Here is a 23,611-nt window from a genome sequence, read left to right on the forward strand (position 1 = left end):
CGTCGTGCTCAGCGGCCGCCCTGCACGAAGGGTTGGCCCGCCAGCGTGGTTCCCACCTGCAGAGCGACCTGCTGCCCATCCTTGGCGAAAGTGCTGCTGCAATTGTTGCCGCCCTTTTGGCAGCCCACTTCCGGAAAACCGTCCAACACTTCCGGCGCATCGCGTGGCGGGCTGGCCTGCCACCCTGCGGCATCAAGAAGGCGCTTGGCCTTGCTGTAGGGCATGCCGGCAGTGATGCCCAATGCTGCCAGCTCGGCCGGCAGCGGCTGGGCGAATGCAGTGCCCGGGACAACGGAAATCGACAGCGATACGGCGAGGATGAAGGCCTTCATGGAGCGAACCCGTAGCGGACATCAGATGCGCAGCGTACCGCAGCTTTGTGGCCGATCCATGCCTGCATCACAGATGGTTACGCAACACCCACAGGGGGATACCTGGACTGGATGCCTGAACCAGAAAGGCCGCCCCGGAGGGCGGCCTTGCCGGATTACTTCGCGTTCTTCACGTAGGTGTCGAACCAGTTGAGCATTTCCGACACCAGCTGCTCGTTCGATTCCAGCGCGGTATACCAGTGCGGCTCGTTGGGCAGCATCACCAGGCGGGTGGTACCACCATTGCCGCGGATCGCCTGGTACAGCTTGCGCGACTGGAACGGCTCGGTGCCCGGGTTGGCGTCGTCCTCGCCGTGGACCAGCAGCAGCGGCAGCTTGATCTTGTCGGCGTAGAAGAACGGCGAGGCCTTCAGGTACACATCCTGCGCCTGCCATACCGAGCGACGCTCGTTCTGGAAGCCGAACGGGGTGAAGGTCTTGTTGTACGAGCCACTGGTCGCCACGCCGGCCTTGAACAGGTTGGTGTGGGCGATCAGGTTGGCGGTCATCAGGCCACCATGGCTGTGGCCGGTCACGCCGATACGGTTGCGGTCGACCACGCCCAGCTCCACGGCCTTGTCCACCGCCGCCTTGGCGTCGGCTTCCAGCTGTTCCAGATAGGTGTCGTAGGCGTTCTTCGGGTCACCCACGATCGGGAACGAGGCGTTGTCGATGATCGCGTAGCCGGCCAGCAGCATCAGGCGGTACGGCTGCAGACGAGTGAACGTCTGCTGCGACCCGGAGACCTGGCCGGCCTGCGCGGCATTGGCGAAGTCGGCCGGGTAGGCATACAGGATCGCCGGCACGCGCTGGCCTTCCTTGTAGCCCGGCGGCGTGTACAGGGTGAACGACAGGTCCACACCATCGGCGCGCTTGTAGGTCACCAGGCGCTTCTGGATCTGCCGCACTTCCGGGCTCGGGTCGACCAGCTTGGTCAACGCAGCAGGCTTGGACTGGAACTGTGCCTCGCCGGCCTTGGCATCGTTGATGCGCTCACCGAGCAGTCGCACGAATGCGTTCGGCGGGTCCATCACCGACTGGTGCCAGGTCAGGAAGCGACCCGGTGTATTGCTGAACCCCAGGAACTGTTCGTACGCATCGGCATCACTGCGGAACAGGCGTTCGCTCTTCAACGTAGCCAGATCGAGCGCATCCAGGAACGGACGGTCGCCCTGCGGCGACGCCCCCTGCCCGCGCAGGAACACGGTGTTGCCCTCCTGGCGCACCACCGGCGCACCGCTGGGGAGGCGCTTGAACACCAGGTTGCCCGGGTTGCCGTACAGCTCATCGCTGGACATGTCCCACAGCAGGCGACCTTCCTTCTTCGGCTGGTCCACATCGACGATGCGGGCCTGCATCCAGTGGCGGTTCTCGTCGTTCTCGAACTGGAACGACACGGCCGGGTCGGCCGACCACGCAAACCCCTCGAAGCGCTGTGCAGTGCGGGCGATTTCCACCGGCTTGCCGGTGAACGGGGCCTTCAGCATCAGCACGCGATCGCGATGCGGCACGCTCACCTTCCAGTCGCCCTTGTCCAGCGCTTCGGCATAGACCAGGGTGGCCGGATCGGTGGAGCGCCAGTCGTAACCCCGCGGACCTTCCGGCACACCGTGTACCGGCACGCGATCGGCCAGCGGCAGGCTCGCCAGAACCGTATTGCGGCCATTGGCCAGGTCCAGCACCGCCACATCATTGGCGAAGCGCTGGTAGGTCACCGCATGCGAGAACGGCGCCTTCAGGGTCTCGGTCAGCACATGCACGCCATCGGGTGCGGCGTTGACGTCGTTGTACAGCGCCGGCTGGCCAACCGGGCGCACGCTGCCGGCAGCGGCATCGACCACCGCCAGCTGCGAGGCACCGTAATAGGCGAACAGCTTTTCATCGTGCACGCTGGTCAGCGTGTCACGCGCTTCATAGGTGCTGCTCTCGCCACTGCTGCCCAGCGACTCCTGCGCGTCCGGACCGGTGGGCGTACCGCCGTTGGACGGCGCCGGCCCCTGGTTGGCCGGCACCAGCTTCACCAGCAGGTTCTGGCTGCCGCCCAGCCACTGCACCGTGCTGCCGAAGATGGGGTTCAACTGCACGTTCGGCACCTGCTTCACCTGGCCGGTGGCGGCGTCGCCGACCCACAGCTGCACGCTGGTATCGACGGCATTCTGGAAGGCGAAACGGCTGCCATCGGCTGACCACTGTGCGCCACCTGCGCACCCCTGCGGCAGGTTCACCTTGGTGCTCTTGCCGCTGACGATCTCGACCAGGGTGAAGTCGGCCACACAGGCCGGAATGCCATAGCCACCGGGGGTGTCGTGGCGGCTGCGGTTCTTCGGTTCCAGGCGCACGCCAGCCAGCTTCAGGTACGGCTGGGCGACGCGGGTGATGGACGGATAGGTCTGTGCGGTGGTCAGCAGCAGGCGCTGGCCGCTGGGGTCGATGTTCGGTGCCGGCGGCGGCGGCGCCTTGAGCACCTTGAGCAGGTGTTCCGGCGGCTTGGCGTAGTCGGCGAAGGCCGGGCCAGCGGCCAACAGGCCGAGCGTGGCAACGGCAACGGCCGCCGCCAGAGAGGTGCGACGGATGAGCATCCTTTTCCCCTGGGGTGTGAGTTGGGTACCCGCACGGCGGGCATGGGCCGAATCTAACACCCCCTGCCCACCAAGAAATGGGCCGGAAGGGCTAGTCGCCCCATCCTGCAAAGCGTGGCCCTGCCTGGACCGGCCCCTCTCTGGATGCCCTTCGCCTACTGCCGCGCGTGCAGTTCCCAGGTGGACAGATAATCGGGATCGATCACCGTCACCCCGCTGGACCGCAACTGGTACTCGCCCGGCGCGGCCGGCAGGTACTGGTCCAGCATGGGCGGCAGGTAGCGCTCATGGCCGTCATCGCCATCGGCCAGCACCAGCCCTTCTTCGGCACTGACCCTCAGCACGGTGCCGGCAAACTGCTCCAGCCCCTGCACCTGGCCATCGCCGCCAAAACGGGTAACGCCCACCAGCACCAGCTTGCCAATCATCTGCGCGGCCTTGGCATCATCCAGATCCAGGGGCGGCAGGGCTCCTCTCGATTCGTTGCTCATCGTGCACCTCGGAAGCCTGCGTGGACATCGTGGACGAGATGCGCGCCCAGTGCTGCGAACGAAGCAGCGCCATGGGGCGACTCGCATGCATGTAGTGGCTCTGCGCATTGCGGGATGCAGAGCCAACCATCGGTGCTCAACTCACGGAAGAATTCTGTCTGAGGCTGCATGAACCGCAGCAACGTCTTCAGCATGTCTGCCAACACCAGCGCACGCTGCCTGCGCGATAGGCTGGTTGCTGATGCGGTAGGTATACGCGTGAACAGGACTGTGCATCGCGGGCCTCCTTGCCGAGGGGAGTGGCCTCGCAGGACCACGTTCAACGCTGCGCAAATGTGCCGGAAACAAGCTGGCGGGTGTCGGTCGCGGGAAAACGGCAGGGAGGCCTGCAATTCAAGGCCACGCCAGTGCTTGATCGACTCACGGCTGGATGCTGCCACCTCTCAAGGAATGAGGAAGTGAAGAAAATTCCATGGCATCCAGAGCCGACTGCGCGCCGCCAGGGAGAGCCCGGCGGTGGCAACTCCGCTTGCAGCAAACACCTGAGGTCCGAAGCGCCCGGCCCCGGTGCCAGCAATCGTCAATTGCATTTAACCTGTGATTCACCTGGCCCACTTTAGGGTCAGCGCTCAACATGCAGGGAACGCTTATGCTTGGGTACGCATTCACACGGCCGTGGACGATCGTCCTAAGTGCGGCCTCGCTCTGCGCCTGCGCACACGCGACTGACCATTCGTCGACTTCTCAAGGACCCGCTACCATGGCATCGACTGCCTCCGACGCCGCAACGCCGTCTGCGCTCACCGCAGATCAGCTTCTTTTGCGCCTGCTGGATCTGATCAAGGACACCACCTCCACCCGTGAACTGACCCTTGAACGGGTATCGCAGGCCATGCAGGCGCCCGCGCAGAGTTTCGGCCCAGGTCATTTCGGCTACGGTGGCACGCTCACTCCAGAGTGGAGCTACGGCCTCGAGGTCAAGAAGGCTGGCGCCGCCGATGCGCGTCTCGATCTCAATTTCATCGACACCACCGCCGACCGCAAAGCCAACGCAACGGCGATCTGCCAGGTCGACTTCAATCAGTTCGCCTCGGCTCTGCAGGCTGCGGGCTTCAAGCGCGACACCATCCGCGGCGAGCACGGCCGGGTCATCCATGACCGTTTCGATCGCCCGGATCTGACCATCAAGGTCGACACGATGGCTGAGAATCCGACCCCGTCTGGCGAGCCGGCGCATGCCTGCGTCCGCCTTGTCACCGTGCAGTAAGGAGCAGCGCACCATGCCTACGCTTTCAGCGGATACGGAACGCCTGCTGACCGAATTTGCAGGAAAACCCGATGTAACGACCGATCAGGTCGACAACCTTCGCAAGGCCATCGCCAACTCTCCGGCGCTGGCAACCCAGGTCGACTCGGCCATCGCTGCCGGTCATCTGCAGCGCTTTGAGCTGCTGCCTGCCGACAGCAGTGTGGGCGGCGAGTACGACGGCGGCGCAAAGACGATCAGCCTGCCGGCATCCAGTCTGTCCACACCAGCGGGGGACAGGCACGACGCGGCAGAGCTGACCTTCGTACTGGGCCATGAGCTGCAGCATGGGTTCAATGATGCAGCGACCGAACGGGCCTATAAGCAGTTTGATTCCGATATTGCAGACATTGCCGCACGCGATTCGACCCACGACTACACCCAGGCCATCGGTACCCTGCTCGCAGCCAACCGGCGCGACGAGGCATCGGCGAACATCGAGGGCTGGAATGCGCTGGTCGGCATGGTCAAGACCGCCAAACCGGACGCCACGCTGGAAGATCTCTACAAAGCAAGTACCCGTGCAGAGGAGTTCGTGCGCGTGCAGCCCGGCCCGCCGATGACCTATGCCGCGCATCCGGACCTGACGCTCAATGCAGACCTGAGCATGACCGCCACTGCCGCCAACATCGAGGGCATGGGCAAGCACTACTACGACGAAGGTGTGTCGTCGCGGCTGGGTCCCAACGGCAATTCGGATTACCAGAACTACTACGCCACCGATGCCATCGGCCGCGCCTGCAAGGAAGAAGCCAAGAACCCCGCACCCGATGGCATCAGCCGGATGTCGGTGAACATGGCACAGCTCGGCCTGCAGGAAAGCCTGCTGGAACAGAACGGTCTCTCTCTGGGTAAAGGCGCGCCACCACGGCAGCCCTACTTCGATACCAGCACCTCGCCGTCCACGCTGCACTATTTCGACCACACCGAGGGCACCTACGCCCACGTGCCCATCACTGCACAGGCAACCACACCCGTGCCGACCGAAGCGCAGGCTGCGCCGTTGGCGGGAGGCAACGACCGTGCCCTGCACGATCAGATCCGCGGCAAGGTGGCAGAGCTGGATGCCGCCAACGGCCGCAGCTTCGACGCCTCCAGTGAACGCCTGAGCGCAAGCCTGCTGGTACTGGCCCGCGAGAACGGCCTGGACCGCGTGGATCATGTGGTGCTCAACCGGCAGGCAGGCGATGTCGCTGCGGCGCAGAACGTGTTCGTGGTGAAGGGCGCGCTGGATGATCCTGCGTCGCTGCGTGCATCGGCAGCCACGGCCGAAGCCGCGCAGCGGCCGGTGCAGGAAAGCCTGGACAGCCTCGCTATCGTCAACCAGCGCCAGGCCGACCACGCCTCGCAGGAACAGACGCGCCAGCAGGTGCAGGAACAGCAGCGCAGCGCGTTGTCGCACTGACGTCAGGGACAGCGCCGGGCACCACCCGGCGCAACCCAAGCATGGGCCACGCTAGAATGCACCCATGCGTACCGTCCATGCCCTCCGTTATATAACCCCCTTGCGGGAAGGTGGCTCGCTGCCTGCCGTGGTCGAGACCGACGACGACGGTATGGCGGTGCTCAAGTTCCGTGGCGCTGGCCAGGGGCCCAAGGCGCTGATCGCCGAGCTGATCGCAGGCGAGATGGCACGCGCGGTGGGCCTGCCGATTCCGGAGATCCTGTTCGTCGAGCTGGACAGCGAGTTCGCGCGGACCGAGCCGGACCCGGAGATCCAGGACCTGATCCGCGCCAGCGAAGGCCTGAACCTGGGCCTGGATTACCTGCCCGGCGCGATCAACTACGATCCGGCGGCGATGCCGGTGGACGCCGACCTGGCCTCGCGCATCGTCTGGTTTGATGCATTCACCAGCAACGTCGATCGCACCACGCGCAATCCGAACCTGATGGTCTGGCACCGCAAGCTGTACCTGATCGACCACGGTGCGGCGATGTACTTCCATCACGACTGGGCCAACGCCGGCGATGCCTGCGAGAAGCCGTTCGTGTTGATCCGTGACCACGTGCTGCTGTCATTCGCCAGCCGCATCGCCGAGGTGGATGCCGAGCTGGCCGCGCGCCTGCCTGATGCGGAGATCGAGCGCATCGTCGGCCTGGTGCCGGACAGCTGGCTGGTCGATGAGCCGACCTTCGACAGCCCCCAGGCTTACCGGCAGGGCTACATCAACTACCTGAAGCATCGCCTGAAGGTGCGTGCGGTGTTTGTGCAGGAGGCCATCCGTGCCCATGCTGCACACGTATGACTATGCCGTCATCCGCGTGGTACCGCGGGTGGAACGCGAGGAGTTCATCAACGTCGGCGTGATCGTGTCCTGCCCGGGTGCACGGCACCTGGAAGCGGCAATCGAGATCGATGCCGCGCGCCTGCACGCCTTCGCGCCGGCGCTGGATATTGAAGCGCTGCAGCCGTGGCTGGATGCCATCGTGGCGATCTGCCGGGGCGATGCCGGCGCCGGCCCGATCGCGCAGCTGCCTGCGCGCGCGCGCTTCCATTTCCTGACCGCCAAGCGCAGCTCGGTGGTGCAGATGTCCAGCACACACGTAGGCCGCACGGCGGACCCGGCGGGCGTGGTCGAACACCTGATGGCAAAGATGGTTCGGGTACCTGCCTAGCGCACTACTTGCCACCGCCCCAGCGTGCAGTCATTTCGCTGCGGATCGGCGTGCGCTCGGTGTTGCTGTCCGTTGCCGTGAAGCGCATCGCCTTGACCGCATTCAACGCCCAGCCACTGAAGGCCGTCGACGGCTTGGCCTCCACCACCTTTACGTCATACGTCCGGCCGCGCTTGTTGACCGAATAGGCCACGGTCACCTCCTCCGCGAACGGCACACGGCCGGGGTCGACATTGAGTTGTGGGCGGAAGGTTCCCTCCGCCGGCTTCCAGTACGTCAACGCTTCGGCCTGCGGCAGCTGCAGCGGCTCGGGAGATGCGGCGGCGGCGGCCTGGCTCAGTGCCAGGGCAAGCGTGATGGCAGCAACACGGAGCAGCATCGGGGGCATGGTTGTCATTCCTTGTACGCCAGTGGTTGGTTTCAAGCGTACGCCATCAAGGGCCTTTGCGGTTCACCGCAACGGTTACCGTGAAGTAGGGAATCGCGCTCCACTGCGTGCGCGGATGGTGCAGCGATTCCACGCCCATGCCGATCTGGTACTTCACGCTGCCCGGCTGCTCATGCCAGAAATAAGGCGCGCCGCTGCTCCAGCCACAACATACATATGTCAATGACGGCATGCCAAAGGTCTGCTGCAGATAGGCTTCGATCTTCGCCGCCGAGGCACCGCTGACGCGATACCGCGCTTCCATCGGCTGGATGTAGGAATCGTCGTCCTGCGTGCAGCCTACGTATTCCAGCTCGGCTGGTTTTCGTCCCATCGCCTGCAGGAAATCCTGGCAGACGGTGTCGGGGCGGGCCAGGCCTTCGGAGCGGCCGTGTAGTTCCCATTCTGCAAGCGCGGCGTCGGGACGCTGTGCCTGTGCCGTGCCGGCAAGAAGGAAAGCCATGCACAGCGATGACCATTGCAGTCCAATCAGGCCCCTCTTGCCGCTCTGCTGTCGGTCGTTGCTGCCGGCGCCGTGCATCACAGGGGCACGCGGCGGGCGATGTAGTTGATCACATTGCCCATTGCATCCGGATCGACGTTGGCCAGGCCGATCAGTACATATCCCTGCTCAGGCATCACCACAATGGCGCTGTTCGAGCCGGGCGCCCCGCCCTCATGGCCGAACTGGCGCTGCCTGCCCTCTCCCTGCACCATGAACCCGTAGCCGTACCAGCCCTTGTTGTTCTGCGGACGCGTGGCCTGCTGTAGCCACGCCGGCGAAACCAGGGTGCCGGCACGCAGGGCCTCGGCGAACTTCAACATGTCACCCACGGTGCTGTAACCGCCACCGGCCGCAGTCCCGCGCCATAGCAGGGATCTGGTTTCGCTGAGCCACTGTCCTTTCGCCCGGGTATAGCCGGGTGCACGATGTGGAACGTCCACCAATTCCGGCTCAAAGCCGGTTGCCGTCATGCCCGCTGCGCGGAGAATATGGTCGTTGACATAGTGGTAGTACGTCTGCCCGGACACCGCCTCGATGATCCTACCGAGCACAATGAACCCGTAGTTGGAATAGCCATCCTGGCTGCCTGCGGCAAACTGCGGGGGATCCTTGGCGAAGCGTTGCACATAATCGTCGTGCGTTCTCAGTGACGCCGCGTAGTGCTCGAAATCATCACCGAAGAAATCACCGAGCCCACTGGTATGGTTGAGCAGTTGCCGGATCGTGACCGTACCTGCCACCCCTTCGTTGGGATAGTCCGCCAGGCGCTTGCCGATGGTGTCATCCAGGGTAAGACGGCCGGCCTCAGCCAGTTGCAGGATCGCCACTGCGGTGAACATCTTGTTGGAAGAGGCAAGGCGGAACTGCGTCTGCGCATCGACGGGCACGCGCTGCTCACGGTTGGCGAGCCCTCCCTGCCACTGCATCAGCACCTTGCCATCGTGCGCGACCAGCACGGCGCCAGAGAGTGCGTCGGCCGCCTGCAGCGCGTTGAGCCGTGCCGTGATTTCGCCCAGAAGTGCCGGCAGCTCCATTCGTGCGGGCTGGAACTGTTGCGGCGTCGGCACACCCTCCAACTGGAACAGCTTCACGTGGCGTGGAGCGGCAGGGTCCATTTCCGCAGTCAACAGCATCGCCCGTTCACTGCTCTCGCCCAGCACCAGCACTTCGACCTTCTCCGGCGTGCTCGAGCGGACGTCGAGCACCTTCATCGGCCCACTTGACGCACGGAACTCCAGGTAATCCTGCGGGCCGCTGCCCGCCTTCTTTGCGTACCTGTCGGCGAACGCCTGCAATCCATCGAGGCTGCCCGCATTGAAGGCAGCCAACCATTCATCCACGGCATCCTGTGCGCGCGGACCGCTCGATCCGGCAGGTACTTCGGCCACACCAACACTGGATGACAATGCCGGCAGCAAGGCGAAAGCCAACAGCAAGGCACAGAAGCGTTGACGGTACACGGACATGGCGAATCCTTCGCAGGCAGAACGTAGCGCCATCCTAGAGGACAATCGCACAGAGTCCATGCACTGCAGCCGCACTCACACCCTTGGGCTATTCCGGCAACGCATACGCCATCACGTAATCCCCGGCCGGCGTCTCCATGAAATGGTGCCCGCCAGCCATGATGACCACGTATTGCCGCCCGCCCTGCTCGTACACCATCGGGCTGGCCTGGCCACCGGCTGGCAGCTTGGTGTGCCACAGCTCCTTGCCGGTCTTCAGGTCGATGGCACGCAGCAGGTCGTCGGTCGCTGCGGCGATGAAGATCAGGCCGCTGGCGGTCACCACCGAACCGCCATTGTTCGGCGTGCCGATTTCAATGGGCAGGCCGGAGCGGATGCCGAAGGGGCCGTTGCCACGCGCGCTGCCGAACGGCCGGTCCCACAGCAGCTTGCCGCTGCGCAGGTCGATCGCACGGATACCGCCATAGGGCGGCTGCTTGCACAGCAGGCCGGTGAACGGCAGCCGCCAACCGGCGTTGACGTCGATGCCATAGGGCGTGCCGACCTGCGGATCCCCCGCGCCTTCGGCACCGCCCTTGTCGGCGCGCATCTGCTCGCGCGGCAGCCAGCCCTTGCGGTCGGCTTCGGCGCGCGGCACCAGCCGGTTGTAGTTGGGCATGTCGTTGTAGTTGGCCACGATCACGCCACGCCGCGTATCGATGGCCACGCTGCCCCAGTCCGAGCCACCGTTGTAGCCGGGGTATTCGATGGAGTGGTGATCGCTGCTGGGCGGTGTGTAGAACCCTTCGTAATGTGCCTTGCGGAACTGGATTCGGCAGACCAGCTGGTCGATGGGGGTGATGCCCCACATGTCGCGCTCGGTCAGCGCGTCGTCGCGCCGCAGCGTGTGGTACAGCGAGAACAGCTGGGTGGCGGCACGCTGCTCGGGCTCCACGCCGCCCTGTGGCACCTTGCGCTCCTCGGCCGGGGTCAGCAGCTGGCCATTGCGACGGTCGAGGATGTACATGTCGCCCTGCTTGGTGGGCAGCAGGATCGCCGGCACCTTTCCCGATGCCGTCGGGTAGTCGATCAGGCTGGCCTGCGAACCCAGGTCGTAGTCCCAGACGTCATTGCGCACGGCCTGGAAGTGCCAGACCGGCTTGCCGGTAGCCACATCGATGGCGACCAGCGAGGTCGCGTACCTGTTCTGGTTTTCGGTGCGCGAGCCACTCCAGTAGTCGCCTGCGGAATTGCCCATCGGCAGGTACACCAGGCCCAGTGCTTCATCGCCGGTAGCGGTGGTCCACATGTTCGGTGTGCCACGTGTATAGGTCTGCTCGCGCGGTGGCAGGCCGCTGCGCTCGGGCTGGTCCATGTCCCACGCCCAGCGCAGCTTGCCGCTGATCGCGTCGTAGGCCTGGATGACGCCGGAGGGCGCGTCGCGGCGCTGGCCGTCCAGTACCTGGTGGCCGGTGACGATGACACCGCGGACGATCGCCGGCGGCGAGGTGATCGATACGTAACCCGGCGGCACCTCGCCCATGCCCAGGGTGATGTCGACCTGGCCGTTGTTGCCGAAATTCGCGCAGGGGCGACCGCTGTCGGCGTCCACCGCGATCAGGCGGCCGTCCAGCGTGCCTTCGATGATGCGTGCGCTGCAGGCTGAGCGGCTCCCTGGCGCCGCGCTCTGGTGGGTGCGGGTCGGCGGCGGTGCGGGCAGCGCGAGATCGGCAGCCACGTCAGCCAGTGCGGCATCGGCGAGGGTCGGCGCGCTGGGCAGCTCGTAATAGGACACGCCACGGCAGGCGGCCGTGTACGGGATCGACGCATCCTTCACCTTCGGGTCGAAACGCCATAGCTCCTTGCCGCTGCCGGCATCGAGGGCGATCAACTGATTGCGTGCGGTGCACAGGTACAACCGATCACCGATCTTCAGTGGCGTGGTTTCCGCACCCCAGCGCTTCTTCGGCAGGTCGCCGGTGCGGAACTGCCACGCCAGTTGCAGGGTTCCCACGTTTTCCGGGGTGACCTGCTGCAGCGGCGAATAACGGGTGGCGGCATTGCTGCGCCCCCATGCCGGCCAGTCCCCCTCGGCCGGCTGGTCGGCAGGCTGCAGGCCGGTGGTGTCACGGGTGGGATCAAGCCCGGCGCTGACCGCCGGCTCGGGGAACGGCTGATGCCCGTCGACCACGCCATGCGGGGTGAACGCGAGGCCGAAGGCGGCCACGAAGACCAGCATCAGTACAGCGGCCACGCTGCGCGACAGCCGCCTGGGCACCGGCGCCTGCAGGGTCGGCGCCAGCAATGCCAGGACGATGCCGAGGGCGGTCACCAGGCCCAGCCGTGGTACCCAGCGCCAGTAATCGCTGCCCGACTCCCACCAGGTCCACAGCAGGCTGCCGATGAACACCAGTGCGTACAGCAGTGCACCGCTACGCCGATTGCCCCACAACAGGATGCCGCAGACCAGCAGGCCCAAGCCGGCGATGGCGTAGTACCAGGAGCCACCGAGGCTGAGCAGCCACGCACCAAGGCCGCCGATGACCAGGCCGAGCACGATCAGCAACAGGGCCAGCACGGTAACGAGAGGATGGCGGGGCGGAGGCGCGGAAGCAGACTGCGGCGTGGCGGACATCGTCGATCTCCGGGGGCAGCATGCGCCCTTATGCCACCGTCACCGTGAAGTGCGTGCGTATTTTCGACTGCAGGCACGACGACGCCGGCACAAGGCCGGCGTCGTCGGGTACCTCAGCATCGCGGCAGGATCACTCCTGCGCGGCGTCCTCGCTGCTGGCAGCAGCCGGTGCGCCGTCGGTAGCGGCCGGGGCGGCGGCGGCCACCTCGTCCTCGTCCTCGTCGATCGAGGCATCCATGCGCTCCACCGCCTGCAGCTTCTCGTCCTTGGACAGGCGGATCAGGGTCACGCCCTGGGTGTTGCGGCCGACGCGGCTGATTTCCGAGCCACGGGTACGCACCAGGGTGCCGCCGTCGGAGATCAGCAGGACTTCATCGTCGGTACCCATCAGCACCGCGGCAACCAGCTTGCCATTGCGCTCGGTGGTCTGGATGCCGATGACGCCCTGCGTGCCACGACCCTTGCGCGGGTAGTCCGGCAGCGGGGTGCGCTTGCCGTAGCCGTTTTCGGTGGCGGTGAGGATGTAACGCAGGTTGGCGTCGTCGGCACCTTCGATCAGCGCATCGCCATTGGCGACGGCCTCCTCGACACCGTTGTCGTCCTCGTTCTCGTCCTCGATGCCGCCAGCACTCTCGGCCACGATCAGGCTGACCACTTCCTCGCCGGCCGGCATCCTGATGCCGCGCACGCCGGTAGCGGTACGACCCATCGAGCGGACCTTGTCTTCACCGAAGCGCACGGTCTTGCCGTTGGAGGCGAACAGCAGGATGTCGCGCTCGCCATCGGTCAGGCCGACGCCGACCAGGGCATCGCCCTCGTCGAGGTTGATCGCGATCTTGCCGCGGGCCAGACGGAAGGCGAACTCGCCCAGCGGGGTCTTCTTGACCGTACCGTTCTTGGTGGCGAAGAACACGAACTGGCCATCGGCGTACTCGCGCACCGGCAGCACGGCCTGCACGCGTTCGCCCGGCTCCAGCGGGATCCAGTTGATGATCGGGCGACCGCGGGCATTGGAACCGGCTTCAGGCAGCTGGTACACCGGCAGCCAGAACACCTTGCCCGAACTGGTGAAGGTCAGCAGCGTGTCGTGCGTGTTGACCAGCCACAGCTGCTCGATGAAATCCTCTTCCTTGGTCGACGCCGCGCTGCGGCCACGGCCGCCTCGACGCTGGGCGCGATAGGCGCTGACCGGCTGGCGCTTCACGTAACCGGCATGCGACAGGGTGACCACCACGTCTTCCGGGGCGATCAGGTCGAGGATGTCCAGGTCTTCTTCGCTGTGGCGGATCTCGGTACGGCGCTCGTCACCGAACTCGGCCCGCACGTTGATCAGCTCTTCGCGGATCACCTGCAGCAGGCGATCGGGATCTTCCAGGATATGGATGAGCCCGGCGATCACTTCCAGCAGCTGCTTGTATTCCTCGGTCAGGCGGTCCTGCTCCAGCCCGGTCAGGCGGTGCAGGCGCATTTCCAGGATCTGCGTCGCCTGGATCTCGGTCAGCTGGTAGCCGCCTTCGATCAGGCCCACGCCCTTGGGCAGGTCATCGGGACGCGAGGCTTCGGCACCGGCGGCGCCGAGCATCGAACCGACCAGGCCCGGTTCCCACAGGCGCGCAAGCATGCGCTCGCGTGCCTCGGTGGGGTTCGGCGAGGTCTTGATCAGTTCGATCATCTCGTCGATGTTGGCCAGCGCAACGGTGAGGCCTTCCAGCACGTGGGCCCGGGCGCGCGCCTTGCGCAGCTCGAACACGGTGCGGCGGGTAACCACTTCGCGACGGTGGCGGACGAAGGCCTCCAGCATCTGCTTGAGGTTCATCAACTGCGGGCGGCCGTCGACCAGCGCCACCATGTTGATGCCGAACACCGACTCCATCTGGGTCTGCTGGTAGAGGTTGTTGAGCACAACCTCGGCCGACTCGCCGCGCTTGATTTCGATGTAGATGCGCATGCCGTCCTTGTCGGACTCATCGCGCAGCTCGCTGATGCCTTCGATCTTCTTTTCCTTGACCAGCTCGGCGATCTTCTCGATCAGACGCGCCTTGTTCACCTGGTAAGGAATTTCAGTGACGATGATCGATTCGCGGCCGTTGTCGGCCACTTCGACATCCGCCTTGGCACGGATGCGCACGCGGCCACGGCCGGTGCGGTAACCGGCGATGATGCCGGCGGTGCCGTTGATGATGCCCGCAGTCGGGAAATCCGGGCCCGGGATGAACTCCATCAGGCCGTCGATATCGATTTCCGGATTGTCGATCAGCGCGATGCAGGCATTGATCGATTCGGTGAGGTTGTGCGGCGGAATGTTGGTCGCCATGCCCACCGCGATACCGGCCGAACCATTGACCAGCAGGTTCGGGAACCGGGTCGGCATGACCGTCGGCTCCAGTTCCTTTTCGTCGTAGTTGGGCTGGAAATCGACGGTTTCCTTGTCGATGTCCGCCATCAGCTCATGCGCAAGCCGCGACATGCGCGCCTCGGTGTATCGCATCGCCGCGGCGGAGTCGCCGTCGACCGAACCGAAGTTACCCTGGCCATCGACCAGCATGTAGCGCAGCGAGAACGGCTGTGCCAATCGCACCAGCGTGTCGTACACCGACTGGTCGCCATGCGGGTGGTACTTACCGATGACGTCACCGACGATACGTGCCGACTTGAAGTAGGGCTTGTTGCTGTGCGCGTTGAGTTCATTCATCGCAAACAGCACACGACGATGCACCGGCTTGAGGCCATCGCGCGCATCTGGCAGCGCGCGCCCCACGATCACGCTCATGGCGTAATCGAGGTAGCTCTTGCGCATCTCGTCTTCCAGGTTGACCTGGATGATTTCCTTGGCGGTTTCTGCCATTCGGGTTCCGTTGTCTGGTAGCGGTCCAGTCCGGCGCATCCACCCGGGGGTGGTCGTGCCGGAACCTCGATTCAACCGCTGGATTCTACCACACGGGGCCGTTTTCCGCCTGCCTTTACGGTGATTTTACCGGCACAAATCAGGAACTTAGGGGGTTGCCGGCCAGCGGCCGGCACTACTGGACGCCGGGGTCGGAGCCCTTTCCAGCGGAAAGGTACCCGCCCCTGCCCGCGTCAACCGCCGAAGGCGGTACGCATGTTCTCCGCGGTCGGGTTCAGGATCACCCCCCGCTCGGTCACAATGGCATCGATCAGCTCGCCCGGGGTGACATCGAACACCGGGTTCCAGGCGGCGATGCCCTCGGCCACGGTGCGGGTGCCGCCCACGCCGTACAGTTCGCCCGGGTCGCGCTGCTCGATCTCGATCTGGCTGCCGTCCACGGTATCCATGTCCACCGTCGAGGACGGCGCCACGACCATGAACTTCACCCCGTGGTGGCGGGCCGCGATGGCCAGCTGGTAGGTGCCGATCTTGTTGGCCGTATCGCCATTGGCGCAGATGCGGTCAGCGCCTACGATCACCCACTGCACCGCACCGGTCTTCATCAGGTGCGAGGCGGCCGAGTCGGCGATCAGCGTCGCGTCGATGCCGTCCTGCTGCAGCTCCCACACGGTCAGGCGCGCACCCTGCAACCACGGCCGGGTCTCACCTGCAAACACACGGGCGATGCGGTCCTGGGCCATGCCGGCGCGGATCACGCCCAGCGCCGTACCGAAGCCGGCGGTGGCCAGCGAGCCGGTATTGCAATGGGTCAACACGCCGCTGCCGGCCTCGATCAGGCCGGCACCGAGTGCGCCCATGTGGCGGTTCGCGGCCAGGTCTTCTTCGGCGATCGCTTGCGCTTCAGCCTCCAGCAGCGCCTTCCAGTCGGCACCGGCAGCGCTCAGGCAACGTCGCATGCGTGCCAGCGCCCAGGCCAGGTTGACCGCGGTCGGGCGCGAGGCATTCAGCCGCTGCAGCGCCGGCTCCAGCTGCTGCAGGGCATGCGCGCCATCGGCCGCCTGCACATCACGTGCGGCCAGCACCACACCCCAGGCGGCGGCGATGCCGATGGCCGGCGCACCGCGCACGGTCAGGGCGTGGATGGCGGCAGCCACCTCATCGCTGTCATGGCAGGCCACATGCTCGACCACGAACGGCAGCTTGCGCTGGTCGAGCAGTTGCAGGGCATCGCCGGTCCACAGGATCGGGCGGATGTGGTCGTAGCGGGCGTAGTCGAGGTCGGTGGCGGTATTCATGGCCCCATTGTAGGGCCACGCCACGCACGGATGGACCCCGTCCGGGGTCAGTTCACCGAGAATTCTGCGCGGCAGCCGCCGTCGACCCAGATGCCGTTGCGGTTCCAGCCCCAGGTGCTGCCTTCCTCGCATGGGGTGCTGGAAAGCTGGTTGGACAGGGTGGCGCTGGTGGAGATGCTGGCGCCACAGAAGCGGCGCTTTTTGGACTTGGATTCGCAGGTCAGCCGGCGCGGCATGTCGACGAAACGGCCCTGCTCGTCGGCCACCTCGAAATCACCCTGGCACCCCCGGGTGGTCCACACCTCATTGCGCTTGTAGCCCCAGCCCTGCCCTTCCCGGCACGGCAGCACCGACAGCTGCCGCAGCAACCTTACCGGCGCACCGTCCAGGCGTACCGGGCAGCTCTGCGGGCGGCCATTGGACTCACAACGCACTACCCGCCGCACCAGTCGCTTGCGGCCCTCGGCCGCGGGCACGGCATCAGTCTCTGCACCGCGCGCGCGGAACTCGGCGCGGCAGCCCAGGGTCACCCACACGCCACTGCGGTCGGTGCCCCACTCGCTGCCACGGATGCAGCTGTTGTTGGACAACTGGCGGATCAGGTCAACGCCGTTGCTGACATCGATGTCGCAATGCACCCAACCCATGTCGCGGGATTCGCAGGTCACCACTTCGCTGTCATAGCCAAGCGACTGCGCCGATGCGGTCGACGGAAGCAGGCCACCCCATATCGCCACGGAGTACATCGGTGCCGCTACGACCGCAAACCACTTGACCAAAGCCTTCCCCATGAATGGATGAACCACGACGCAAGTGTGCGGTATCGGCTGTGATAAGAGCATCATCGTGCTTGCTGAATCAAGCGCGCAGACGCGTGTTTTCGTTCAGCCTGCCAGGTCCAGCGGAAATCGGCTCATGCGTGGGCGAAATCGAATGCAAGCACGTCGGCGATGCGCGGTGTGCGGTGCATCGCCATCAGCAGGCGATCAATGCCAACGGCAACACCGGCACAGGCGGGCATTGCAGGCAGTGCATGCAACAACGCTTCATCCAGCGCGGGCTGTACCTGCCCCCGTGCATGGCGACGCTGCAGGTCATGCTGGAAACGCGCGCGCTGTTCAGCCGCATCGTTCAGTTCGTTATATCCATTGGCCAATTCCACCGCGCCCAGGTACAGCTCGAAACGCTCGGCCAGCGGCGGTGTGCCGGGGCGGATGCGCGCCAGTGCCGCCTGGCTGGCGGGCCAGTCGTGGACCACGGTCATGACCGTGTCATCGAAGTGCGGTTGGATACGGTGGGTCATCAACAGATCCAGCCAATCATCGCGGGTCAGGCCTACCGGATCGATGTGCACCTCGCCCAGCGCGGCGCGCAGTTGACCCTCATCGGCATCAAACGGGTCCACGCCGGCCTGTTGCTGGAACAGTTCGCGATAGCTCAGCACGCGCAGCGTCGCGTTGCGGCCAACCAGCGCCAACGCCTGCCCCACCAGTTCCGCGGTTTCCTGCAGCAACCGATGGTGGTCCCAGCCAACCCGATACCACTCCAGCATGGTGAACTCGGGATTGTGGCGGCCACCGGCTTCGCCATTGCGGAACACCCGGCCCAGCTCATAGCAGTCGCCCACGCCGGCAGCGAGCAGGCGCTTGAGCGGGAACTCCGGCGAGGTACGCAGCCAGCGACGACGTCCGCCCGCATCGACGTGGCCGCTGAAATCGGTGTGGAAGCTGTCGATGTTCGGCTCGGTGTTGCCGGCCACGGAAAGGATCGGCGTTTCCACTTCCAGCACGCCACGCTCGGCAAAGAAGCGTCGCACCAGCGCATTGAGGCTGGCACGCTGTTGCAGGCTGCGCAGCAGTGCCTCGCTCACAGGATGCCCTCCGGGCGCGGATGGTCCAGCGGCAGGGTCAGCAGATCGCGCGTGTCATCGATGTAGCCACTGGCCAGGTACAGGCGGCGCGCCAGTTCGTTGTGATGGTTCACCTCCAGCCGCAGCCGGCTGACCCCGCGCCCGCGTGCGCGTTGTTCGCAGATGGCCAGTGCCCGCTTGCCACGGCCACGGCCACGCGCGCGGTGGCTGAGGTAGAGCTCGTCGAGCAGCATGAAATGGCCGCCCTGCTCCAGGCTGAAGCCCATCGCGATGACCGCATAGCCAACCACGGCCGCGGCCTCGTCCAGCCACAGCAGCACTTCCCCGTTGCGCGGATCGGCCAGCAGCGCATCGACACCACGGCGCACGCGCGCATCGTCGAATTCGATCTTGTCTTCGGCATAGAAATCGCGCATCAGCGCGATCAGCAGTTCCTCGTCGGCACGGGTGGCCAGGCGGAAATCCAGCGGAGCGGTCTGCATCAGTGTTCCTTTGCGGTTGCGTGCCGGGTGCCTGCGCACCCGGCCGGTTCATCACTCGTGTTCGGCCAGGTAGGCCAGCAGGCGCTCTTCATCCCACACCGGAACGCCCAGCGATTGCGCCTTGTCCAGCTTTGAACCCGCTTCGGTGCCGGCCACCACGAAACTGGTCTTCTTCGACACGCTGCCGGATACCTTGGCGCCCAGCGCCTCCAGACGCTCCTTGGCGGTATCGCGATTGAGCTGGGCCAGCGTGCCGGTAAGCACCACCGTCTGCCCGTCCAGCGGGCCGGCCACCACTTCGGCCAGGGCCGGCGCACTGGCCAGGATGTGCTTCATCTCCACTTCGGCGGCCAGCAGCATCGCGCCATGGCCCTCGCTGTCCAGCCAGTCAGCGACGCCGCGCGCGGTGTCATCGGGCAGGCCGGCGTTGACGAACTGGCCGTGCTCGGCGTCCAGCACCGCCTGCGCGCTGGGCAGTACTGCGACCAGTTTTTCGGCGCGCAGGCGGGTAATGCCGGGAATCTCCGCTTCGACCAGCAGCTGGGCAAGGTCCAGCCCCTCGCGCAGCTTCGCACTTGGCGGGTGCACGTCGCTGATGCGCACCTGCCCCACCTGCAGCAGCGCGTCGATGGCCTGCTGGTTGCCTTCCTGTTCGAAGAAGTGGCCCAGCGAGCGCGCCACTTCGCCACCGATATCCGGCACGCGCTTGAACAACGGCCACGGCAGGCGGCGGATCAACGCCAGATCGCCAAACCACTGTGCCAGTGCCTTGGCGGTGCTCTCGCCGACGTGCTCGATGCCCAGTGCGAACAGCAGTCGCTCCAGCGTCGCATCACGGCTGGCATCGATCGCTGCGATCAGGTTGTCAGCCCACTTGGTGGCGATCTTCTTCGTGTTCCATTCGAAGGCTGCCGGCTGCGCCAATGCCTGCGCGCGCCACCCCGCATCGTTGCCATCCAGTTTCAACACAGCGTTGAGCACCGCGCCACTGCCTTCTGCCGGCAGGTGCAGTTTCAGGCTGGCCGCGAGCGCGGAAGGATCTTCTGCGTCCAACACCAGCTTCAGGTGCAGCAGCTGGTCGCGGGTGAGGCGGTACAGATCAGCCACGCTCCTGACGATCCCGGCGTCCACCAGGGTTTCGATGTACTTGTCGCCGAGACCGTCGATATCCATCGCCCGTCGCGAGGCGAAGTGGGCGATGGCCTCCTTGCGCTGCGCCGGGCAGGACAGCTCGCCGGAACAACGCCAGGCAGCAGCCCCTTCCTCGCGCACGATTTCCGAGCCGCACACCGGGCAGCTGGTCGGCATCTGCCAGGGTGTGGTGCCGGCGGGACGACGGTCGAGAATGACGCTGACCACTTCCGGAATCACATCGCCGGCGCGGCGCACGATCACGCTGTCGCCCACGCGCACATCCAGGCGCGCGATCTGGTCGGCGTTGTGCAGGGTGGCATTGGAGACGATCACACCGGCCACCGCGACCGGCGCAAGGCGCGCCACCGGAGTAGCGGCACCGGTACGGCCGATCTGGATTTCGATGGCCTCCAGCGTAGTGCTCTGTTCCTGCGCAGGGAACTTGTGCGCGATGGCCCAGCGTGGTGCGCGCGACACGAAGCCCATGGCCTGCTGGCCGGCGCGGTCATCGAGCTTGTAGACCACGCCATCAATGTCGAATGCCAGGCCGTCGCGACGCTCGCCGATGTCACGGTAGTACGCCAGCAGGCCGTCGCTGCCTTCCACCACCTTGCACAGGTCGCTGACCGGGAAACCCCAGTCGCGCAGCTGCGCCAGCGTGCCCGAGTGCGTATCGGGCAGCTCACCGCCCTGCACTTCACCGGTACCGTAGGTAAAGAAACTGAGCCTGCGCTGCGCGCTGATCTTCGGATCAAGCTGGCGCAGCGAACCGGCTGCGGCATTGCGCGGATTGGCCAGCACCTTGCCACCGTGCAGGCGCGCGCGCTCGTTGTAGGCCTCGAAGTCGGCGCGGGCCATGTAGACCTCACCGCGCACTTCCAGCACATCCGGCCAGTCCCTGCCTTTCAGGCGCTTGGGAATGTCGCCGATCTCGCGCAGGTTGGCGGTCACGTCCTCACCGGTGCTGCCATCGCCCCGGGTGGCGCCCAGCACGAAATGACCGTCCTCGTAACGCAGGCTGATCGCCAGGCCGTCCATCTTCGGTTCGGCGGAAAAACGCAGGGTGCCGCGGCGCAGGCGCTCATCGATGCGGCGCACGAAGTCGGCAACTTCCTCATCGCTGAAGGCATTGGACAGCGACAGCATCGGTACCGCATGGGTGACTTCGGCGAATCGGCCGGACGGGCGTGCCCCGACCTGCTGGGTCGGGCTGTCGGCACGGGCGAGATCAGGATGCTCGCGCTCCAGCGCCTCCAGCTCGCGCACCAGGCGGTCGTAGTCGACGTCGGGGATCTCCGGCGCATCCAGCTCGTGATAGGCGCGATTGGCCTGGGCGATCTGCCGGCGCAGGTCTTCGGCACGTTCGGCGGGGCTGGGGCTCATCGGAATCCGCGGGTTCTGGGATGGCCGTGAATTCTACCGCGCCTGCGCGCAGCACCTTGTAGAGCCGGGCCATGCGGGACTGGCGGCGAGCAACGGTCGCGCATGATTGGAGACGCTGCGCACCCCCTTGCCCGCGCTGACCACCAGCGCTAGCGTGCGTCGGTCGCCCTTCCGGAACCGTCCCCTGTGACCTTGCCTGCCTCCCGTCGCCACTTCCTGCAGCTGGCCGGTGCCGGTCTCGCCCTCGCCAGCAGCGGCCTGCCCCGGTCGGCCCAGGCACAGCCGGCGACCGTTGCGCCGCCACCCGCCGATGCGGGCGCGGTGCTGCTGAACTTCAACGAATGCCCCTATGGCCCCTCGCCGGCCGCCCAGCAGGCGGCGCGCGACAGCATCGCCAGCTGCGGCCGTTACCGCTTCGCCCTGGCCGGTGAGGTGCGCGACGCATTCATCGCCCAGGCCGATATTCCCGCCGACCACGTGCGCCTGTATCCGGGCTCCAGCGAACCGCTGAACCGTGCGGCGACACTGTGGACCGGCCCGCAGGCGGGCCTGGTGGTGGCCGACCCGACCTTCGAGACGCTGGGCGAGATGGCAGCTGCGCGTGGCGCCCACGTGCAGAAGGTGCCGCTGCGCAGCGATGGCGCGCACGACCTGCGCGCGATGGTGGCCGCCGCGCACGCGCGGCCGACCGGCCTGCTGTACGTGTGCAATCCCAACAACCCCACCGGCTCGATCAGTCCGGCCAACGAGCTGGCCTGGCTGATGGCCAACAAGCCCGCAGATACCCGCGTGCTGCTGGACGAGGCCTATCTGCAGTACAGCGAACAGCCCAGCCTGATTGCACAGGTGGCCCAGCGCGATGACCTGATCGTGCTGCGCACCTTCTCCAAGCTGTACGGCATGGCCGGCCTGCGTCTTGGCGTGGCTGCAGCGCATCCGGAGCGCCTGCGCGAGCTGGCGAGCCTGGGCGAGAACCCGCTGCCGGTGCCCGCCCTTGCAGCGGCACTGGCCAGCCTGCGCGACCCGCAGTTGATCCCGCAGCGACGTCTGCAGAACGCCAAAGTCCGGCAGGCCACCATCGCCTGGCTGGGCAAGCGTGGCTTTGACTGCCTGCCGACCGAAGCGAACTGCTTCGTGGTGGATGTGCAGCGCGACGGCGCGGCCTTTGCCAAGGCGATGGCGGACAACGGCGTGGTGATCGGCCGCAGCTGGCCGATCTGGCCGCAGCGCGTGCGCGTGACCGTGGGCACCGAGGAAGAGATGGCGCGCTTCTGCAGCGCGTTCGCGAAGGTAGCCGGCGTACCGGCCTGAACCTATCCACGCATGGCGTGGATCTACTGGTCTGGTTGGGGGGGCGAACCCTGGTTCGCCGCATCCACGCATGGCGTGGATCTACTGTTGTGGGTGCCGACCGTTGGTCGGCACGCCAGGACCTGCCGCGCTTACCAGCGCGGGGTCTTGGTCAGCGGCGGCGCCTGGTGCTGGCGATCATAGGCGCGCAGCTCATCACGGATGTGGGCGATGCGCTGGCGGCCGAGCGCGTTGCGGCTGTCATCCAGCACCACGCCATCGAGCAGTTCAGCCATGCGCTGCACGGTCGGCAGCATCTTCTCCCAGGCGTCCAGCGCGGTCAGCGGTGCCGGCAGGGTCAGGAAGAAGGCGATGGCCGGGGTTTCCATGGCGCGGATGTTGCCCATGTCGAAGCTGCCCGGCTTCATGATGCTGGCCATCGAGAAAATCGGGCCTCGCTCGGGATGCCCCTCCACCAGCCGGTGGAAGACATTCATGTGGCCAAACACCAGGCCGGTCTTCTCCGCTGCCACGACGATGTCTTCGCCGCGCAGCTGCTCACCGGCGCGGGCGGCCACGAACAGCGAAACGATCTTGTCGAAATCCTGCGTCGCGCGCTTGCCCAGGTCGCTGGCCGCGCCATCGACATCGGGCAACCCCAGTTCGGCCTGCTCGACCGTCTCGCCCATGCCAGGCTCGACGCGGTCGCCGGCCACAGGCACGCCATCCTCGCCCAGCACCGGCTCGCGACGCTCGCCGCTGATCGGTTCGGCGCTATCGAGGCGACGGCCCTGGGGCTTCTTTTTCGGGCGGCCAAACAGGAAGATCGCAGCGACCAACAGCAGGCCGGCGGCCAGGATGCCGATGCGCAACAGTGCCGTGTCGGACATTCGTTAGGTTCTCCGGCTAGTTCATTCAGGTAACTAGGATGGCA

19 protein-coding genes are annotated in these 23,611 nt (G+C 65.9%); 5 read left to right on the plus strand and 14 right to left on the minus strand.

Annotated elements, in window-relative coordinates:
• Window positions 1-8: 8 nt before the first annotated feature.
• From CLM74_RS13695 to CLM74_RS13705, 3 genes are all read right to left on the minus strand, one after another.
• Complete coding sequence (locus CLM74_RS13695) at window positions 9-332, minus strand: hypothetical protein (protein ID WP_025876947.1); 324 nt, start codon at window positions 330-332, stop codon at window positions 9-11.
• A 155-nt stretch (window positions 333-487) separates the two neighbouring features.
• On the minus strand, window positions 488-2,950 hold the full coding sequence (locus tag CLM74_RS13700; RefSeq protein ID WP_105164333.1) for a prolyl oligopeptidase family serine peptidase: 2,463 nt from the start codon (window positions 2,948-2,950) through the stop codon (window positions 488-490).
• Between the two features lie 155 nt (window positions 2,951-3,105).
• The gene (locus CLM74_RS13705) at window positions 3,106-3,441 is read right to left on the minus strand and encodes a hypothetical protein (RefSeq protein ID WP_025876944.1); all 336 of its coding nucleotides are present in this window, start codon (window positions 3,439-3,441) and stop codon (window positions 3,106-3,108) included.
• Window positions 3,442-4,201: 760 nt separating this feature from the next.
• On the opposite strand from CLM74_RS13705, the gene CLM74_RS13710 reads away from it, so the two are divergent.
• The 4 genes from CLM74_RS13710 (at window position 4,202) to CLM74_RS13725 (ending at window position 7,363) form a co-directional block, all read left to right on the plus strand.
• Entirely contained in the window at window positions 4,202-4,708 is a 507-nt protein-coding gene (locus CLM74_RS13710) for a hypothetical protein (RefSeq protein WP_234003372.1), read from the plus strand.
• A gap of 13 nt (window positions 4,709-4,721) precedes the next feature.
• Window positions 4,722-6,152: an XVIPCD domain-containing protein gene (locus tag CLM74_RS13715; protein WP_105164335.1), complete on the plus strand. Its 1,431-nt coding sequence runs from the start codon at window positions 4,722-4,724 to the stop codon at window positions 6,150-6,152.
• Between the two features lie 64 nt (window positions 6,153-6,216).
• Window positions 6,217-6,993, plus strand: a complete 777-nt coding sequence (locus CLM74_RS13720; RefSeq protein WP_105164336.1) for a HipA family kinase — start codon at window positions 6,217-6,219, stop codon at window positions 6,991-6,993.
• Window positions 6,971-7,363, plus strand: coding sequence for a DUF3037 domain-containing protein (locus tag CLM74_RS13725; protein ID WP_105164337.1), 393 nt, complete (start codon window positions 6,971-6,973; stop codon window positions 7,361-7,363). The genes CLM74_RS13720 and CLM74_RS13725 overlap by 23 nt, the downstream gene beginning before the upstream one ends.
• A gap of 4 nt (window positions 7,364-7,367) precedes the next feature.
• Here CLM74_RS13725 and CLM74_RS13730 read toward each other — a convergent pair whose 3' ends face one another.
• From CLM74_RS13730 to ligA, 10 genes are all read right to left on the minus strand, one after another.
• On the minus strand, window positions 7,368-7,751 hold the full coding sequence (locus tag CLM74_RS13730) for an energy transducer TonB (RefSeq protein ID WP_158684151.1): 384 nt from the start codon (window positions 7,749-7,751) through the stop codon (window positions 7,368-7,370).
• A gap of 46 nt (window positions 7,752-7,797) precedes the next feature.
• On the minus strand, window positions 7,798-8,253 hold the full coding sequence (locus CLM74_RS13735; RefSeq protein WP_105165028.1) for a DUF4952 domain-containing protein: 456 nt from the start codon (window positions 8,251-8,253) through the stop codon (window positions 7,798-7,800).
• A gap of 77 nt (window positions 8,254-8,330) precedes the next feature.
• Window positions 8,331-9,761, minus strand: a complete 1,431-nt coding sequence (locus CLM74_RS13740) for a serine hydrolase domain-containing protein (protein ID WP_105164339.1) — start codon at window positions 9,759-9,761, stop codon at window positions 8,331-8,333.
• Window positions 9,762-9,849: 88 nt separating this feature from the next.
• Complete coding sequence (locus CLM74_RS13745; RefSeq protein WP_105164340.1) at window positions 9,850-12,375, minus strand: membrane-bound PQQ-dependent dehydrogenase, glucose/quinate/shikimate family; 2,526 nt, start codon at window positions 12,373-12,375, stop codon at window positions 9,850-9,852.
• 130 nt (window positions 12,376-12,505) lie between these two features.
• Complete coding sequence (gene gyrA, locus CLM74_RS13750; protein ID WP_025876925.1) at window positions 12,506-15,220, minus strand: DNA gyrase subunit A; 2,715 nt, start codon at window positions 15,218-15,220, stop codon at window positions 12,506-12,508.
• 233 nt (window positions 15,221-15,453) lie between these two features.
• Entirely contained in the window at window positions 15,454-16,518 is a 1,065-nt protein-coding gene (gene mtnA, locus CLM74_RS13755; RefSeq protein WP_059064602.1) for an S-methyl-5-thioribose-1-phosphate isomerase, read from the minus strand.
• Window positions 16,519-16,565: 47 nt separating this feature from the next.
• Entirely contained in the window at window positions 16,566-17,297 is a 732-nt protein-coding gene (locus CLM74_RS13760) for a DUF3011 domain-containing protein (RefSeq protein ID WP_105165029.1), read from the minus strand.
• A 134-nt stretch (window positions 17,298-17,431) separates the two neighbouring features.
• Window positions 17,432-18,388, minus strand: a complete 957-nt coding sequence (gene epmA / locus CLM74_RS13765) for an EF-P lysine aminoacylase EpmA (protein WP_105164341.1) — start codon at window positions 18,386-18,388, stop codon at window positions 17,432-17,434.
• A complete protein-coding gene (locus CLM74_RS13770) occupies window positions 18,385-18,870 on the minus strand; it encodes a GNAT family N-acetyltransferase (RefSeq protein ID WP_025876917.1) in 486 nt (161 codons plus the stop codon). Before CLM74_RS13770 ends, epmA begins: the two co-directional genes overlap by 4 nt.
• Window positions 18,871-18,921: 51 nt before the next feature.
• Window positions 18,922-21,393: an NAD-dependent DNA ligase LigA gene (ligA, locus tag CLM74_RS13775; RefSeq protein ID WP_199776102.1), complete on the minus strand. Its 2,472-nt coding sequence runs from the start codon at window positions 21,391-21,393 to the stop codon at window positions 18,922-18,924.
• Window positions 21,394-21,573: 180 nt separating this feature from the next.
• On the opposite strand from ligA, the gene CLM74_RS13780 reads away from it, so the two are divergent.
• Window positions 21,574-22,698: a pyridoxal phosphate-dependent aminotransferase gene (locus CLM74_RS13780; protein WP_105164343.1), complete on the plus strand. Its 1,125-nt coding sequence runs from the start codon at window positions 21,574-21,576 to the stop codon at window positions 22,696-22,698.
• 131 nt (window positions 22,699-22,829) lie between these two features.
• On the opposite strand, the gene zipA is transcribed toward CLM74_RS13780, so the two are convergent.
• Entirely contained in the window at window positions 22,830-23,567 is a 738-nt protein-coding gene (gene zipA / locus CLM74_RS13785; protein WP_032976300.1) for a cell division protein ZipA, read from the minus strand.
• Window positions 23,568-23,611 lie beyond the last annotated feature (44 nt).

Origin of the sequence: Stenotrophomonas sp. MYb57 (genome assembly GCF_002966815.1) — a bacterium.
GTDB lineage: Bacteria > Pseudomonadota > Gammaproteobacteria > Xanthomonadales > Xanthomonadaceae > Stenotrophomonas > Stenotrophomonas indicatrix.